Here is a 15,326-nt window from a genome sequence, read left to right as displayed (position 1 = left end):
CTTTCTTAAGGTGTTATGATAGATGATAAATAGAACAAATCAAAGGAGAAAAATCATGCCAATAAAAGAAGGGTTTATACAGGTAACTGGTGGAAAGGTTTGGTATCAAATTCATGACCAACAAACGAATAATGCGCCAGTTCTTATTCTACACGGTGGACCAGGGTCTTCCCACTGGTCCTTACAAGGGTTACAGGAACTCGCAAATACTCGACCAGTAATTCTATATGATCAATTGGGATGTGGACATTCTGACCGTCCTAATGATAAATCATTGTGGAATCTTGATCGATTCATTGAAGAGGTTAGACATTTGAAAGAGGGACTTGGATTAACAGAGTTTCATATTCTAGGTCATTCCTGGGGAACTACTTTAGCTGCAGCTTATTATTTGAAATACCCTCAAGGAGTACAAAGTATAATATTTTCTAGTCCTTGTTTAAGTGCGCCAATTTGGGCAGAAGATCAACAAAGAAATCTTCAAAAGTTACCTTTAGAAGTTCAACATACAATTAGAGAATGTGAAGTAAACGGAAATACAGACTCGGAAGCTTATAAAAAAGCAACAAAAATATTTAACGACAATTTTGTTTGTAAATTACCGGAATCAGATCGGCCTGCTTTCCTTAAGGAAGGAGCTAAATTTAGAAATTCTGAAGTTTATAATATCATGTGGGGCGCATCAGAGTTTCATGTAGCAGGTAATTTAAAGGACTTTGATTGTACAAAAGAACTTCACAAGATTGATGTTCCAACCCTTTACACATGCGGTCGCTTCGATGAAGCCACACCGGAATCGACAGAATATTTTAGTAATCTTACATCAAATAGTAAGTTACATATTTTCGAGAATAGCGCGCATATGCCTTATATAGAAGAGCCAGAAGTTTATCTAGAAGTGATGCGCAAATTTTTGTCCTAATACGAAAGCGATTGAACTAGTGAAGAGCTAGTTCAATCGCTTATATAATGTCTTCGTTTATTTTGCTAAATAAGTAATCAATCCCGGTAACCAGTTAGTAAGATTAGTAAACTCATAACCTAGTCGGGTTGCTCTCTCATTACTTAATGTCCATGTTACACTGATTGCATAAGGAGACTCAAGCTTCTCTTCAGAAGTTATCACAACTTCATTTCTAGTAATTTCAGAAATAAGATTCATTAAATACTCCATCGTAATAACACCATTAGCACAAACATTGATCGGTCCCACGAAATCAGTTTCAGCTACCCAAGCCAAGAATTCCCCAGCTTCTTGTTGATGTACAAAACACATTTCTGCTTTTGGATTTGGAAAGTACACTTTCTTTCCTTCTTGTGCACTTTTTACATAGTGTAACAATCTCTCGGTATAATCTTGCTCACCAAGTACAATTGGAATTCGCATAGCCACTACAGGAAATGTTGCTTTTTGGAAAAAATAGCTTTCAGCTTGTCTTTTTCCCTCCTGATACGTTACTTCCTGGCGATCAACCATTTTCAAATCGTATGTATACGGGTCAAATACTTCTTCCGCCATATTTTCACCATAATCATAAACGGATAAAGTAGATGTGAACACATAACGCTTCATTTTTCCTTCTAATGTGTTTGCTATCATTTCCGCATCATTGGATGAGAAGCATAATTGATCAAAAACAACATCCCAAAATTTCCCTTCAACAGCCTCTCGGATAGAAACTTCATCAAAACGATCAACCTTTAATCGTTCCACTCTATCTCCAAATGAATCCTCACTAGTTTGACGTGTAGCTACAGTTACTTTCACACCATTTTCTAGTAATTTTTCAATCAAGTCCACTCCAAAAAAATCTAGTACCTCCGAATACTAATGCTGTTCTCATCGATACAGCCCCTTTCTTCACCTAGTAATTACATTATGAATTACAGACTTAATATTAACAAGGTGCAAACTCCATCGATTTACTATTCTGTAATCTGAACATCTTCTTTTAGAATATATGGCTCACTCTCCGCACCTGTCATAAAGTACATGGAAATTAAAACAAACATAAAAGTAAATATAGTTACTAGACCTCCTAGCCAAAACCCAATACTCTTTATGATATTTTTTCCTCCATATATCATAGCTCTTATGCCTATTGCTAGCAGTAATACTAATACTACGATCAACATAAATATCCCCCTAACTATATTTATAGACTTTTACTAAAATATAGTTAGTACTTTCCATAATATTACTAGAAATAGATAAAACTCCTCATGAAAAGGAGTTTTATCCTATTTTTTTCTGAATTAATGGGTTATAACGCTTACCATGTGCTAACTTCTTCGTTTTTTTACTAGATTTTTTTCGAATAACAGTATTCGCCTGAAAAGCATAGTCCCTCATCTCTTGCATTCTTCCTTCAGTTACCATTCTATTTATTTCAACATTCATCATAAATTCCTCCTTTGTTTTCTTACTTCTATCATATACACTTTGAATCATTTCAACCTCGGGACCGCGACCGATTTTTAAGCACAAAAAATCCCTACTATCACTGTAGGGATTTTCGGTCTAGAGACTGATACCAAGTTTTATTACATATTCTCTGCTGGAATCTGCTGTTGTACAGGAGTTTTTTTTCCATGCCATGATTGCTGGATGATAAACATGCCTACTACAAAGACTAATAATACGGCACATACAATATATAATACTTGGAAGTTAAACATTGCTACGATCATGCCAAGTACGTAAGATCCTGTAGCAATTCCTATGTCCCAAAAAATATAGAAGGTAGCTGTGGAATGACCGCTTCTACCGGGACCACCAGCTTGGATACACATCGTTTGAAAACTAGGGAGTAAAGAACCACTACCAAGACCAATGACCCCGGCAGCTATTAAGAATAACCAAGCAGAATCACCAGAGAAACTTAGCATAACTAATCCAATACTAAAAATTAATAAGCATGGAATAATAACATATTTTGGTCCTTTCACATCAAATAATTGACCAAATGAGGGTCTTGCTAAAATCATTACTATTGCAAAGACGACAAAGAAGTAGCTTGCGACATGGGCTAAACCACTTGCATTCGCAAAAACACTTACATAAGAAAGAATACTCGAATAAGCTATTCCCACAAATAAACTAATGAAGGCAATGGGTAATGCCCTCACTTCTATTAAAGATTGAATAGAAAATTTCTTTTTCACGTTGCTAAATGGATTACTAGTGACATGTGGAACTTTCACTTGTACAGAACAAAGGACACCAATTACAGCGACAAAACTAATAATCATGAATAACATTTTATAGGAAACAAACTGAATTAAGGTTAAACCTAAGAATGGGCCGACTACCATCGCGATATTGGTTGCCATAGCAAAATAACCTAAACCTGCTCCTTTTCTTGCATTCGGTACTACATCTGCTGCAATTGCACTAGCAACCGTAGTTAACACTCCAAATGATAACCCATGTATAAAACGAAGAACCATAATACCAGTGAAACTTTCAATGAAAAAATAAAAAAACATGGTGCCTGTAAACAAGCCCGTGCTCCATAGTAACGTTCTCTTCTTACCAAACTTTTCAATAATCCCTCCTGAGATTGGCCTCATGATAATAGCTGCAATTAACATGATTGTTACAACTAAACCACCCTGTGCTTCTGTACCCCCTAAATCCTCTATAACGTATATTGGTAGTGTTGTAAGTAATGTATAAAACCCAATAAACACAATGAATTGTATCAATGAGATATTGATAAAATCCTTTGTCCAAATCTTATTTTGATTACTCATGTTGTACGTTCCCCTTTATTCTAATTTCTGTAGTAAATTCAATAATGTTTCTTTTTCTTCCGTCGTTAAATTAGCTAGCATTACGACTTCATGCTCCGACACAGTCTCTTCAATTTCTTTATATTTCTTCTTTGCTTCATCTGTTAAGTCAATATACCGCTCACGTTTATCTTGACCTGCAACACGACTTATCCATCCATTTTCTTCCATACGCTTGACCGTACGGGTGATCGTAGGAGCATTTACAAGAAAGTAATTCATAATTTCTGATTGCGTTTTAACGCCATTTTTATACAAATAGTACATTATTGACCATTGTGCATTATAAAGACCGTGCTTTTGCAGTTGCTCATTTAAATGTTTATTAATATAACGAACTCGTTGATTCAATAAGTGAAGTAAATCCTGGTTTAACATCATGCACCTCCATTACTTACCTAGGTAAGTATTTTGCATAATAAATATCTTATACCAGAATACCGAGATTGTACAGATAATCTTCATTAATTTTTACGTATTATGGTGACAAAACAATAATTCCATACCCCTGTTATTTTTCAACAAAACTAGTTCTTTTTCTCAACAGAATATGACAAACTTTCCTGAGTGAATCTGATATTATGGTGAAAATAATGAAATAATAGAGTTGGGAGAGGCGACATGGAGAGAATCTTTGGACCTTTTAGATTGAATACAGACTTTTCGGATAAAAGACAATCGATTATTGCAGAACTACAACAAGATGATCTTTGTTTCTATCGTTTTATCGGTGGTAATCCTAGCGAAACACAAGAATTGGGTGTGAAGCTAAAGAACTTGAGAGAAAGAAAACCACTGCTCATTGGCGTCTTTCGCTTTCCATTCCGTTTTGAAGGCAAAAGAAGACAAATGACAGCAAAAGAGCAGTATTATGTCATGCGTGATTACTGTGATGCAGTTATCTTTTTTGATAGTGATGGATTGATGGAAACTATAGATCCAAATACCCCTATCCATGAAGCTAGGCAAGCTTTTGATAAAATTGAGGAAAAATCTATGCAAACGCTACGAGAAATGGTCGACGAAACTGGTAAGATCAATATTGACTACCAAGATATTAAAACTTTTATTAATAGGAATCGCGGACCATTATTTGTACATACAATCGAGGGAAGAAATTTTGATGAGCCCTTAAAATATATGATTGCCACACCATATCTACCCAACGACTTCACAGAGGCTGAACAGTTAATTATCAATATCGGCTACACTAGAGAGGTTGATATGGAAGCATTTAGGCAAATAAACTTAAGGCTTAATGACTTATTCGACAAAGCAGAGCTATTTAAAATTGGCTCCTATTTTATAGATGAGCCTGGTCAGCGGTTTAAAATTACATTACTAGTAAATGGAATACAGGATCCTATAGAGACACCAATTCTTTCGGATAAAAAACCATCCATAAAATATAAAAACTTCATTAGAAAATGGTTAGCTGAAACTCGTTAAAAAATGCTTATGAATTCTTCTCTTACCTTGTTTACATTTTTTATCTACATTCGTTTAAACTAAGGTCAAGGAGGGATTCTAATGGCAAAAGACAAAAAGAAAAAACATAAAACTAAAAAAGAATTAAATGAGATGAAGGGTAAAGAAAGATATCCCAAAAACAGACAATAAACTTACAGGGCAGTACTCTCCAAAAAGGAGGTTACTGTCCTTTTTTTATGTTTAATTTCATTTCGACAAATTTTGTAGTTCAGGAGAGGGTTATCTTTATTTATATGATATAATTTAGAAAAATTAAGATTCATTTTAAAAGGAGATGGGTCATGGTCCAGCAAGTCAGTGAATTTTTTGAGGATTTCGGCATGTTAGGAATGTTCATTCATTCCTTTATTGATGCAATTATTTTCCCAATACCTGCATTTTTCACCCAAGTATCTTTGAGTATGTTAACACCAGAGAACGCTCTATGGTTGGCTACCATTGGTTATATTGCATGTCTAATGGGAACTCCACTTGGATATTTGATTGGAAAAAAATTCGGTGAACCTGTCTTGCATAGGTTTCTTAAGAAAAAGTGGGTGGATAAAACCACTGAATCCTTTAATAAAAACGGTGAAGCAGCCATTTTAATAGGTGCCTTTACTCCAATTCCTTTTAAAGTATTTACTATCCTTTCCGGAGCTTTTCACTATTCACTTTGGAAATTAATTGGCTATGCAGCAATCGGAAGAGCTGTTAAATTTTATATAGTCGGAATAGCCTTTTATCTGTACGGACAAGCTTCAGAAGAATTTGTCACCAACTATCTTTCGTATATTATGGGCGGAATTGCAATTATCTTATTGGGCTACTTCTATATAAAAAGAAAATACCATCAGAAAAGAAATCGTAATATAGAAAACAAAGAAAGTGTTGTTAGTTAAAAAATAAGAGCTGAGTAATTCAACTCTTATTTTTTTGTTTATCTAAACATCAATTGTAAAATATAGCTGATCTGCTTCCTTGTCCCATTCAACGCCTATTTCTACGGTTTTCCCTTCACTATTAGAAACGGCAAAACTAGGATGTCCATGTTCACCAGCATTTTCTAACTGTTCTTCAAATGGCTTTGTGACATCTTCATCTAGTAGTTCATTGAGTCGTTTTATCATTTCTTCATGGGTTAGTTTTTCCATCACTATTCTCCTATATCTCGTGTAAAAATGACGTCAGAGTTTACCGTTTTTACCTGCTTCCTCCGCTAATTGGTCCAATGACTTCACTTTACCATGCGGATTCTGTGCATTCTTTTTTGAGCGCTTTTCTCTTTCCTTTTCTCTATTAGAACGGGTCATGATCACACTCTCCTTTATTAACTATAATTTAATTGCTTTGTTTATTTGCTCTAGCCTTTTTCGCCTTTTCTTTATGTGCTTGATTAGCCTTTGCACTGCCGAATTCCGTTGAGAACTCTGTATCCTGTTTGCTTGAATCAAAACCTTGTTTATTTTTTTGATCTGGTCGACTTTTCTTGGATCGTTTTGCCATACGTACTTCCCTCCTTTATCCTTAGTATGGAGAAGCACATTTGAAATATGCTTTTTGTGCAATAAAAAAGTAAGGGGATTAACGTCCCCCACTTACTTTTACTCACCCAAGATTTCTCTTGTCTTATTTAATATTTCTTCATCCTTCAACCTAAATTTAAACTCTACTCTTCTAGAAGCTTCTGCACTGTACTCTCCCGTTTCATCCTCGCGGAAATCCGTATACGATTTACTATTTACCGTCAACTTTTCTTGTAAATGCTCTTGGATATTTTCATATGGAAAATCATCACTTAGAATATAGGAAGCAACACTATAGGCTCTATTCTGAGCAAGTTCAAGGTTATACAAATAACTCCCACTTCGATCGGTATGGCCTTCTATTATAATCTCCGCTACATACTCTTCGTAACCGCTCCCCAATAATACATCTAAATATTTAGGTATGAATTCATCTAAAAACTGATATGACTCTGGTTTTAATTTTGCTTGATCAAATTCAAAAAGAATATCCGTATTAAAAATAATAGCACCTGTTTTTTCATCGACAGTAATGCCTGTTGAGGAATCGTTAAATTCCTCTTTGAGATCATTTACAATGTTAACCCTTACTCCCATAATTTGGTCAATTGTTCGCTTCATCTCTTCAATTTGAAAAGACTTAATAACCATCATTACGATAAAAATTAATATAAAACATAATAAAATAATCGTTAATACATCTGTAAAGGATGGCCAAAAGTGCCCCTCATCACTTTCCCGCTTAAAGAGCCTTTGATATTTAGTATCCATTTTGATTCATCCCTATCCCAGGAGGCCTTGATGGACCTTGTTGACTTACAACACTGAGTTGCCTGATTAAGGCTTGCATTTCCCTACCCAATTCTTGGAGCATCTGCTGTGTGTACTGTGAATTACTTTGTTGGATTTGTTCTGTTATTCTTCGTATTTCCATAAATTCGCGTTTCATATTTTCATTAGTCTGATCCATCGAACTAGATATATTTCGAACGACCTGATCTAACCGATTTCCAAAAGTTCCTTCTAAACTAGACACATAACTGGAAAGTGTATCTTTTAACATGGTAACACTTGTTTCCATCTGATTTTCGCGGTAATTAAACGATTGGTTCATTTGATTTATTTTTGAATCGATTTCCTGCATCAGTTGATTATTTTTGATACTAACCTGTTCAAACGTCTTCGTAGCAGCCCGTAAGTTTCTTTCAAATGCCATAGATTCTGTCGTATGTTCTTTTAAATGATTACCAAATGTTCGATTAAAATGTTTTAATTCTTCAAAACGGTCCGTTAATAGCTGTTTGTACTCCATCTGGGTCTGATTAATTATCTGTAATGCCTCTGGTAAATCAGTGATGCATTCACCTAAGCGATCGAACTCTCTTGATAATTCCGCTAGGTACGATGTAATACTAGTAAGTTTTGCTGATAAATCACTGCCGAATATTTGCTTAAATTCTCTATTATGATTCTCCATTTTATTAACTAATAAATTGCTTTGCTGTAGAATCTTCCCAAATGAATCTTGAACAGATTGTTGACCTTGTAATATAGAAGAAGTAAATTCTTTTAAGTCAGAAACAACATGTTCAAATCGCTGTAACGTCGCTTTCTGAGTCTCGGATGCATTCTTTACCTTTTCATACGTACCCTCTACTGTTTGAACTAAACGTTCATTCTTCTCATCAACCCGTTTAAAATAAGTAAATAGAGAATCAAAGTTCTCGTTTAACCGTGAAGTTCCTTCTCCGAATCCGTCTGTAACTTCTTTCATTTGATCGAACAAGCTATGAAATTCTTCCAGGTTCTTTGAAAGCCCATCATTAAAATGAGATAAATCTCTAGCTGACTGCTGTAATCCAGTTGTATATTCTTGAAAACCTTCAAAAGCTTGTTCAATACTTCCTAAAGATTGCTGATTCGACTCTTGTAAATTCTTTATCGATTGATTTATCATTTCAGAAACATGAATCAATTTACTTAAGTTATTATCCTCTCTACCCTCTAGGTTAGACTCTACTTCTAACATAATATCGGTTAACATATGTTCTGTATTCAAGGTTTTTAATAAAATGGTCATAATCAGCGAGAATCCCATTCCAGCTATACTAGTGTAAAAAGCGACATCTATTCCCGCTAGAACGGATGCAATATTCTCCACTAATTGATCACCAGTAGCACTAATACTTCCTAATGAAATGGTTAATCCAATAAATGTACCTAATACACCTATTAAAATAAAGACAGATACTGTCACCTGTATCATCTTTATAAGACTAACTACTGGAATTCCAAATACTTTCCAACTAGAAAACTTCGATTGTACATATGTTTCTACTGTAACTGAATCCTCCTGTTGTTTTTTTTCATATTCTTTTTGGAATGTTTGAAGGGGTTCGACATCCATTCGGCCGGTTTCACTTATATAGTTACGTAATTTCTTTAGTTTACTGTACAACATAAAATGAACGACTAATGCGATGATAAATCCAACTATAAGAGCCATAAATATAAGCTCAATAAACGGACTTGCAAGAATTGCCTCCGCCTTTTCCTCACTAGTAAAAATCTCTAATAGAAATTGCACCACTTATTACCGCTCCCCACTAAAAAGATTCGACCAAATAATGCTATAATCCATCCTATTCTTAACTTGGCCAATTCATGAGTAGTGGATTGTGTGCTATCGATTTTGATTGAAGAAAAGCTTAATAAGAAACTTTTATTCCCTGATAATATTAAATTATTAGACTCTTCTATTCATTCAGGGAATAATTTTGTTATACTATTTCATAGTTGGCCATTTAAATATACAGGAGGACACCATGAAAGCAATTGTTATTGGTTTATTTGGGGCACTATTTTTCTCGGTCACTTTTGTTTTAAACCGTTCGATGGATTTAGAAGGAGGAAGCTGGGTCTGGAGTGCTTCGCTCCGATTTATTTTTATGTTACCTATTCTGTTTATAATTGTAGGGTATAAACAAAACGTAAAGCCTGTTATAACTCATATAAAACGTACCCCTGTTCCTTGGTTGATTTGGAGTATAGTAGGATTTGGACTGTTTTATGCGCCATTAACCTTTGCTAGTTCATATGGCCCCGGCTGGCTAGTAGCAGCTACCTTTCAATTAACAATTGTAGCAGGGAGCCTTCTTGTTCCTTTTATCACTAAAAGTCAGAAACAAATACTCCCCCTACAAAGTATTTTATTTTCTGTGATTATCTTAATTGGTATAGGTATGATGCAGGTTGATCACGCAACGGAAGTCCCGATGATTAATGTAATCCTCACAATAGTTCCACTGATCATTTCAGCTTTTGCTTATCCGCTAGGTAACCGAAAAATGATGCAACTAGTTAATGGGGATTTAAATACATTTCAGCGAATACTTGGAATGACTATAGCTTCCATGCCCTTTTGGTTGGCTCTATCCATTTATGGACTCATGTTCCATGGATTTCCAAGCTCTAGTCAAATCATCCAAACGTTGATTGTTGCTATTTCTTCCGGAATTATCGCAACAGCATTATTTTTCTATGCTACTGAATTGGTTCAATATGATAATCGTAAACTTGCTGGTGTTGAAGCAACACAATCAGGAGAAGTAATCTTTGCCTTAATAGGGGAAATAATTATTCTAAGTGCCCCTATTCCTAGCCTTGTTTCACTTATTGGTACCTTACTAGTCATAATAGGTATGTTATTACATAGCCTAAAATGAAAAGTCCTCTTCAAATACTTCAAAAAAAAAAACAATCTCGTTATATGTAAAATAGCAAACGAGATTGTTTTTTTCCTAATCACGCAATTTAACTGGCGTGCAAACTGCATATAAGTTTTCGTTTGAAGCAGACATATTTACTTCTATAACTTTATAGCCATTTGTACAAGCCTTATGTTCATTGTTGATTATTGATTTAAGATTTCCCATTTAAACTCACCCTTCCATGCCCCTTATTCACACAGAAGTTAGTATATGTACTAATTTGAAAAATGTGCACTATTCCATTTTGTATTCTGTTCACTTTAATATTTTTCATCCGGATTTACCAACATCTCCAGTAATTCTTCTGCTGGAACAAGTTTATCACCTCCACCCTGGGCGATCGAATCACTTCCACCGCCTTTTCCGTTAATAGTAGGTAGAATTGACTTCACCAAATGATTCATACTTAAAGACACATCACTCCCCCTTGCACATACCAGTTGAAGTTTTTCCTCTGTTTCATTGACAAACAAAACTATTCCCCTATTCGTACGAGCTGTAATATATTTTGCAAGCTGTTGGATTTCAGTAATAGAACGATTATGGAACTTATCTTTTATTAAATAGTTACCATCTAGGTGCAACACTTTTTCTATGTAGGAATTCGCTTCATATTCAATTATTTGGTTCTTTAATTCGAAAATTGTTTTTTCTAAATCCTTTGTTTGTTCTAATAACCTCTTTGTTGTATCTTCTAGCTGTTCTTGAGGCGCACTTAGCAGGGTTGTTAGTTTTTGAATTACTAGATGTTTCTCATGAAGCTGTTGTCGAACTCTCCTTCCACAAACAAAGTATAACCGGATATGACTTTTTTGCTTTTCCCAATGCAAAATTTCAATCGAACCGACTTGTCCAGTGGATTTAGGATGTGTACCACCACAACCGTTATAATCAAAATCTGGAATGATGACTAGTCGAATATTTTCTGAAACGGCAAGTTCTTTACGCAGCTTATAGTTAGCTAGTTCTTCTTCTGTCACCCATCTAGTTTCAATTGGTCGATTTTCAATGATAATGAGGTTTGCTATTTTCTCTACTTCAATTGCTCTTTCTTCAGATAGTTGATCGGTTGCTAAATCAATGGAGCATATCTCTTTTCCTAAATGAAAACTTACTGTCTTTATACCGAACTCTTCTTCAAAGGCTGCAGTTAATATATGTTGTCCCGCATGCTGCTGCATATGATCCATTCTTCTGTCCCAATTAATTTCTCCTACACATTCTTTACTTGCATCAATTTCTTCACTTAGATAGTGTCTTATTTCACCATCTATTTCCTCCACATTAAAAACTTGTACATTATTCAATGTTCCGGTGTCATGAGGTTGTCCACCTCCAGTGGGATAAAATGCTGTTTGATCTAAGACAACATAGAATTGTCCCGCTTCATCTTTACCTGAATGAAGGACATTTGCTGTGAAGCGTCCTAAGTATTGATCTTGGTAATATAATTTTTCTGTTGTCACTTTTCACTTCCACCTCTAAACATCTTATTATTTCCTTCTACTATACCCTTCTAGGTAGCGAATGAAAAGATTGTTCGTGATTAAACAACAAAAAAGCAACCTATTTTCGGTTGCTTTTTTGAGTGGACAACATATGTAGTAATATGTGATTTAATTATTCTTGATCCTCTGCTAAAAGTGCATCGTATGCCTCGGAAACCTTTTCGAATTCTTCTTCCGTTTCAATTGCTTCTAATTCACCATCTTCATCTATTTTGAGGAAAAAGATATCAATATCATCATCGTTACCTTCCTCTAAGTCTTCTGTAAAGCTGACAGCTATATAATCTGTTCCTTGCAAGGTAACCTTAGCTAACACTTCAACTTCCTGTTCTTCATTTGTTTCATCACTTATCGTGAATACTTCTCCTACTTCAATTGGATCCATTTGTACTGCCTCCTATTTGTTTTCGAGTTAGGTAAATCTAGTAGTCAAATTCAATAACCTTATCTTTACCAATTCATCATTTTATAATCCCGCTTTAATTCTGAGCATTCTTGCTAATGTTCACTTGATGTGGATAAGGAATCTCAATTCCATTTTGATCAAATGCTTCTTTTATAGCCTTACGTAAGTTACGTTCAACGGCAAACTGTTCTCCATTTTTTGTTTTTCCAATTACTCGAAGAACGACTTCAGATGAACCAAAGGCTTGAACACCAATCACATCTGGTCCTTCTACTATTGTTTCATCTTCAGATGCTATCTGCTCGCATACTTGTTGTAAAATTTGTGTAGCTTTGTCTATATCATTATCATAGGAAATCCCAATATCTACTAATGCACGCATATTTCCTCGGGAATGATTACTAACATTTGTAATTTCACGGTTTGGCACATAATGTAGTGTGCCATCGAATCCTCTTAATTTTGTCGTACGAAGACCAACTTCTTCCACTACTCCATCTTTACCAGCTACAGTAACATAATCCCCAACATCTATTTGTTGTTCTAAAAGAATAAAAAAGCCAGTCACAACATCGCTTACTAATCCTTGCGCACCAAAACCAATAGCAAGCCCTACAATACCCGCTCCAGCAAGTAAAGTAGTGATGTCAAAATTAAATATAGAAAATACAAATCCTGCAAAGATAAATAGCAGGAAATAAGCAAAAATGTTTTTAGAAATCGATTCTAGTGTTTTAGCTCTTCCTGTAGACATTTCACTTTGTTTACGATTAAATATTCTTCCAATTGCACGGTTACCAATGGATTTGACTATAAAATAAAGAATGAGAATAGCAATTAATCGTAATGCAATTTCTCCTACATTCATCATTAATTCTGTCCAATCAATATCGTCGATCCAATCTAGCATACTTTCACCTCTAGTATTCTAATCTAGTAATCTTAAAACAGATTACAATTTGAGTATTGCCTAAATCTACCAAACTTAAACATAGTATGTCAATCTATATCCTTTTGTCGAACAAGCTAGAGTGCTAGGGATTCTTCCTAGCACTTAGTCGTTTTATATCGTTGGAAAATATTGTTCATATTTCGGATTTGTGTAATATGGTGGTCTTGGGCCTACCATCGGAAGTTGAAATTCGTTATCCTGATAGGTAACCACCACTTTTAATTTGGATACATCCAGGAGTAGTAACTTAATCTCTGGGTTGTAATAATAATTCATTAATATGTCTCCCTTCATTTTCTTCCTGATATCCTATTCTAATCAACGAAATAATGGGACTGTCGCACGCTTTCGCCCAGAACGAATATAGTAACTATGAACGAAGAGGAGGATACCAGATGTCAAAGAATAATTCAGAAAATAGCGGATACCCTATGTACCCAAACTACGGTAAGGTAACACAATATCGAGAAGTTCCAGTAACAGTACCAGAACAAAGGCAATATCGCCAGCCCGGTATTGAAAGCTTAATGGTTCCCCAACCAATTATTGAAAACCCTAATTACCAAGGAAGTAGAAAATTAGAAGGAAAAATTGCCTTAATTACTGGAGGAGACAGTGGAATAGGCGCAGCCGCTGCCATTGCGTTTGCTAAAGAGGGAGCAGACGTGGCTATTTCTTACTTAGATGAGCATGAAGATGCTAATCGAACGAAGAAAAGAATTGAGGAACTAGGAAGACAGTGCCTTCTATTGCCAGGCAATCTTCGTGAAAAAAAACAGTGTACGGAGATTGTAAAGAAAACGATAGATACTTACGGCCAATTGCATATCCTTTGTAACCATGTTGGTATCCAGTTCCAACAATTAAGTCTACTTGATATATCCGATGAACAATTTGATGATACTTTCAAAGTTAACGTATACTCCCATTTCTATACTACACGAGAAGCTCTGAAGTATATGAAGGCAGGTAGTTCGATTATCAATACAGCATCCGTAGTCACCTTTGAAGGAAATGACCAGTTAATTGATTATACAGCTACAAAGGGAGCAAATGTTGGCTTTACACGTGCACTTGCAAGGAATTTAGCGGGTAAAGGAATTCGTGTGAATGCCATTGCACCAGGGCGGATTTGGACTCCCCTTATACCTTCCAGTTTTTCTGCAGACCAAGTTACCCAAGTTAACAATCTAATGAATCGTCAAGGGCAACCATTTGAAGTTGCTCCAACGTTTGTATACCTTGCATCGGATGATTCGCGATTTGTAACCGGCCAAGTGCTACATGTTAATGGTGGAGAAATTTTCGGATAGAAGCTAGCAAAAATGCCTAGCATTCTAGGCATTTTGATTCCATTGCTTCTCCCATTGCTTACTGACTGATTCTACAAGTTCTTCTACTGAACAATTAAGAATTTTAACTGGTATATTTACTTGAGATGGTAGTAATCCTTTATTCATTTTATTTAACGTTCTCTTCAAAGAGCTACTACGGTTAATTATTAAATTCGGATCTTTTGTAAATAGTCCCAGATATGTTTGCCCACCGAATTGTACAAAATCAATATCTTCAATTTCTTCCCACTTGACTAGTCCAGGTGAAATAAAGGAAGATTGATCTGTTACGCCATCACTGTTAATGATTAGTGCTGGTTTTAAGTTAATCATGCTTTTCACCCAATAAATCATGCAAAAACCAAAAAATAGAGTTGAGATTCCTCCGATAATGAGAAATTTCAAGCTATCCACACCACTTTCCGACAAGCCAATCCCAATAAGCAGAACACCTAAAGCTACAAAGAGAAGACTTCCAATTCCATATAAAATCATTTTACCCTTTTTGGGGTATATTACTAACTCATTCATTTGATTCCCCCCTTTTATTCTCTTACACTAGTAT

20 protein-coding genes are annotated in these 15,326 nt (G+C 35.3%); 5 read left to right on the top strand and 15 right to left on the bottom strand.

The genetic code is table 11. The features are described 5' to 3' along the window. The first annotated feature begins 55 nt into the window (after nt 1-55). The gene (locus TE34_RS16965; RefSeq protein ID WP_047986005.1) at nt 56-922 is read left to right on the top strand and encodes a proline iminopeptidase-family hydrolase; all 867 of its coding nucleotides are present in this window, start codon (nt 56-58) and stop codon (nt 920-922) included. A gap of 57 nt (nt 923-979) precedes the next feature. Here TE34_RS16965 and TE34_RS16960 read toward each other — a convergent pair whose 3' ends face one another. The 5 genes from TE34_RS16960 to TE34_RS16945 form a co-directional block, all read right to left on the bottom strand. Then, nucleotides 980-1,795, bottom strand: a complete 816-nt coding sequence (locus TE34_RS16960) for a Rossmann-fold NAD(P)-binding domain-containing protein (RefSeq protein WP_084710762.1) — start codon at nt 1,793-1,795, stop codon at nt 980-982. 131 nt (nt 1,796-1,926) lie between these two features. Beyond that, nucleotides 1,927-2,136, bottom strand: coding sequence for a hypothetical protein (locus tag TE34_RS16955; protein ID WP_047986004.1), 210 nt, complete (start codon nt 2,134-2,136; stop codon nt 1,927-1,929). Nucleotides 2,137-2,236: 100 nt separating this feature from the next. Further along, nucleotides 2,237-2,401, bottom strand: coding sequence for a hypothetical protein (locus tag TE34_RS21125; protein WP_236687180.1), 165 nt, complete (start codon nt 2,399-2,401; stop codon nt 2,237-2,239). 143 nt (nt 2,402-2,544) lie between these two features. Next, nucleotides 2,545-3,756 (bottom strand): MFS transporter, encoded by a 1,212-nt coding sequence (locus TE34_RS16950; RefSeq protein ID WP_047986003.1) that lies wholly within the window; start codon nt 3,754-3,756, stop codon nt 2,545-2,547. A 15-nt stretch (nt 3,757-3,771) separates the two neighbouring features. After that, nucleotides 3,772-4,173 carry a MarR family winged helix-turn-helix transcriptional regulator gene (locus tag TE34_RS16945; protein WP_047986002.1) on the bottom strand — a complete coding sequence of 134 codons (402 nt, stop codon included), beginning with the start codon at nt 4,171-4,173 and terminating at the stop codon, nt 3,772-3,774. A gap of 243 nt (nt 4,174-4,416) precedes the next feature. On the opposite strand from TE34_RS16945, the gene TE34_RS16940 reads away from it, so the two are divergent. Both TE34_RS16940 and TE34_RS16935 read left to right on the top strand, forming a co-directional pair. Beyond that, complete coding sequence (locus tag TE34_RS16940) at nt 4,417-5,244, top strand: FtsZ/tubulin family protein (protein ID WP_047986001.1); 828 nt, start codon at nt 4,417-4,419, stop codon at nt 5,242-5,244. A gap of 323 nt (nt 5,245-5,567) precedes the next feature. Next, entirely contained in the window at nt 5,568-6,167 is a 600-nt protein-coding gene (locus tag TE34_RS16935; protein ID WP_047986000.1) for a YqaA family protein, read from the top strand. A 42-nt stretch (nt 6,168-6,209) separates the two neighbouring features. Here the strand turns inward: TE34_RS16935 and TE34_RS16930 are convergent, their stop codons facing one another. The 5 genes from TE34_RS16930 to TE34_RS16920 all read right to left on the bottom strand — a co-directional run bounded on the left by TE34_RS16930 (nt 6,210) and on the right by TE34_RS16920 (nt 9,381). Next, entirely contained in the window at nt 6,210-6,419 is a 210-nt protein-coding gene (locus TE34_RS16930) for a hypothetical protein (protein ID WP_047985999.1), read from the bottom strand. A gap of 33 nt (nt 6,420-6,452) precedes the next feature. After that, the gene (locus TE34_RS21535) at nt 6,453-6,578 is read right to left on the bottom strand and encodes a DUF6254 family protein (RefSeq protein WP_236687179.1); all 126 of its coding nucleotides are present in this window, start codon (nt 6,576-6,578) and stop codon (nt 6,453-6,455) included. 28 nt (nt 6,579-6,606) lie between these two features. Then, nucleotides 6,607-6,771 carry a hypothetical protein gene (locus TE34_RS21280; protein WP_169749111.1) on the bottom strand — a complete coding sequence of 55 codons (165 nt, stop codon included), beginning with the start codon at nt 6,769-6,771 and terminating at the stop codon, nt 6,607-6,609. Nucleotides 6,772-6,869: 98 nt separating this feature from the next. Next, nucleotides 6,870-7,562: an OmpA family protein gene (locus tag TE34_RS16925; RefSeq protein ID WP_047985998.1), complete on the bottom strand. Its 693-nt coding sequence runs from the start codon at nt 7,560-7,562 to the stop codon at nt 6,870-6,872. Further along, the gene (locus TE34_RS16920; RefSeq protein WP_047985997.1) at nt 7,552-9,381 is read right to left on the bottom strand and encodes a MotA/TolQ/ExbB proton channel family protein; all 1,830 of its coding nucleotides are present in this window, start codon (nt 9,379-9,381) and stop codon (nt 7,552-7,554) included. Before TE34_RS16920 ends, TE34_RS16925 begins: the two co-directional genes overlap by 11 nt. Before the next feature lie 235 nt (nt 9,382-9,616). On the opposite strand from TE34_RS16920, the gene TE34_RS16915 reads away from it, so the two are divergent. Then, entirely contained in the window at nt 9,617-10,516 is a 900-nt protein-coding gene (locus tag TE34_RS16915; RefSeq protein WP_047985996.1) for a DMT family transporter, read from the top strand. A 305-nt stretch (nt 10,517-10,821) separates the two neighbouring features. On the opposite strand, the gene TE34_RS16910 is transcribed toward TE34_RS16915, so the two are convergent. The 4 genes from TE34_RS16910 to TE34_RS21275 all read right to left on the bottom strand — a co-directional run bounded on the left by TE34_RS16910 (nt 10,822) and on the right by TE34_RS21275 (nt 13,703). Beyond that, nucleotides 10,822-12,027, bottom strand: coding sequence for a serine-tRNA(Ala) deacylase AlaX (locus TE34_RS16910; protein WP_047985995.1), 1,206 nt, complete (start codon nt 12,025-12,027; stop codon nt 10,822-10,824). A gap of 154 nt (nt 12,028-12,181) precedes the next feature. Continuing rightward, the gene (locus TE34_RS16905) at nt 12,182-12,454 is read right to left on the bottom strand and encodes a DUF1292 domain-containing protein (RefSeq protein WP_047985994.1); all 273 of its coding nucleotides are present in this window, start codon (nt 12,452-12,454) and stop codon (nt 12,182-12,184) included. Between the two features lie 94 nt (nt 12,455-12,548). After that, on the bottom strand, nt 12,549-13,385 hold the full coding sequence (locus TE34_RS16900; protein WP_047985993.1) for a mechanosensitive ion channel family protein: 837 nt from the start codon (nt 13,383-13,385) through the stop codon (nt 12,549-12,551). A 153-nt stretch (nt 13,386-13,538) separates the two neighbouring features. Beyond that, nucleotides 13,539-13,703, bottom strand: a complete 165-nt coding sequence (locus TE34_RS21275) for a hypothetical protein (RefSeq protein WP_169749110.1) — start codon at nt 13,701-13,703, stop codon at nt 13,539-13,541. A 119-nt stretch (nt 13,704-13,822) separates the two neighbouring features. Here TE34_RS21275 and TE34_RS16895 point away from each other — a divergent pair, with 119 nt between their 5' ends. Next, nucleotides 13,823-14,740 carry an SDR family oxidoreductase gene (locus tag TE34_RS16895; RefSeq protein ID WP_047985992.1) on the top strand — a complete coding sequence of 306 codons (918 nt, stop codon included), beginning with the start codon at nt 13,823-13,825 and terminating at the stop codon, nt 14,738-14,740. A gap of 24 nt (nt 14,741-14,764) precedes the next feature. On the opposite strand, the gene TE34_RS16890 is transcribed toward TE34_RS16895, so the two are convergent. Further along, nucleotides 14,765-15,292, bottom strand: coding sequence for an STM3941 family protein (locus TE34_RS16890; RefSeq protein ID WP_047985991.1), 528 nt, complete (start codon nt 15,290-15,292; stop codon nt 14,765-14,767). Nucleotides 15,293-15,326 lie beyond the last annotated feature (34 nt).

This window comes from Ornithinibacillus californiensis, from assembly GCF_001038485.1.
GTDB lineage: Bacteria > Bacillota > Bacilli > Bacillales > Amphibacillaceae > Ornithinibacillus > Ornithinibacillus californiensis.
This window is presented reverse-complemented; position numbering and strand designations above follow the sequence as displayed.

Coding starts and splice junctions, on each gene's coding strand:
- TE34_RS16965 (WP_047986005.1), top strand. CDS start 56: ATGCCAATAAAAGAAGGGTTTATACAGGTAACTGGTGGAAAGGTTTGG.
- TE34_RS16955 (WP_047986004.1), bottom strand. CDS start 2,136: ATGTTGATCGTAGTATTAGTATTACTGCTAGCAATAGGCATAAGAGCT.
- TE34_RS21125 (WP_236687180.1), bottom strand. CDS start 2,401: ATGAATGTTGAAATAAATAGAATGGTAACTGAAGGAAGAATGCAAGAG.
- TE34_RS16950 (WP_047986003.1), bottom strand. CDS start 3,756: ATGAGTAATCAAAATAAGATTTGGACAAAGGATTTTATCAATATCTCA.
- TE34_RS16945 (WP_047986002.1), bottom strand. CDS start 4,173: ATGTTAAACCAGGATTTACTTCACTTATTGAATCAACGAGTTCGTTAT.
- TE34_RS16940 (WP_047986001.1), top strand. CDS start 4,417: ATGGAGAGAATCTTTGGACCTTTTAGATTGAATACAGACTTTTCGGAT.
- TE34_RS16935 (WP_047986000.1), top strand. CDS start 5,568: ATGGTCCAGCAAGTCAGTGAATTTTTTGAGGATTTCGGCATGTTAGGA.
- TE34_RS16930 (WP_047985999.1), bottom strand. CDS start 6,419: ATGGAAAAACTAACCCATGAAGAAATGATAAAACGACTCAATGAACTA.
- TE34_RS21535 (WP_236687179.1), bottom strand. CDS start 6,578: ATGACCCGTTCTAATAGAGAAAAGGAAAGAGAAAAGCGCTCAAAAAAG.
- TE34_RS21280 (WP_169749111.1), bottom strand. CDS start 6,771: ATGGCAAAACGATCCAAGAAAAGTCGACCAGATCAAAAAAATAAACAA.
- TE34_RS16925 (WP_047985998.1), bottom strand. CDS start 7,562: ATGGATACTAAATATCAAAGGCTCTTTAAGCGGGAAAGTGATGAGGGG.
- TE34_RS16915 (WP_047985996.1), top strand. CDS start 9,617: ATGAAAGCAATTGTTATTGGTTTATTTGGGGCACTATTTTTCTCGGTC.
- TE34_RS16905 (WP_047985994.1), bottom strand. CDS start 12,454: ATGGATCCAATTGAAGTAGGAGAAGTATTCACGATAAGTGATGAAACA.
- TE34_RS16900 (WP_047985993.1), bottom strand. CDS start 13,385: ATGCTAGATTGGATCGACGATATTGATTGGACAGAATTAATGATGAAT.
- TE34_RS21275 (WP_169749110.1), bottom strand. CDS start 13,703: ATGAATTATTATTACAACCCAGAGATTAAGTTACTACTCCTGGATGTA.
- TE34_RS16895 (WP_047985992.1), top strand. CDS start 13,823: ATGTCAAAGAATAATTCAGAAAATAGCGGATACCCTATGTACCCAAAC.
- TE34_RS16890 (WP_047985991.1), bottom strand. CDS start 15,292: ATGAATGAGTTAGTAATATACCCCAAAAAGGGTAAAATGATTTTATAT.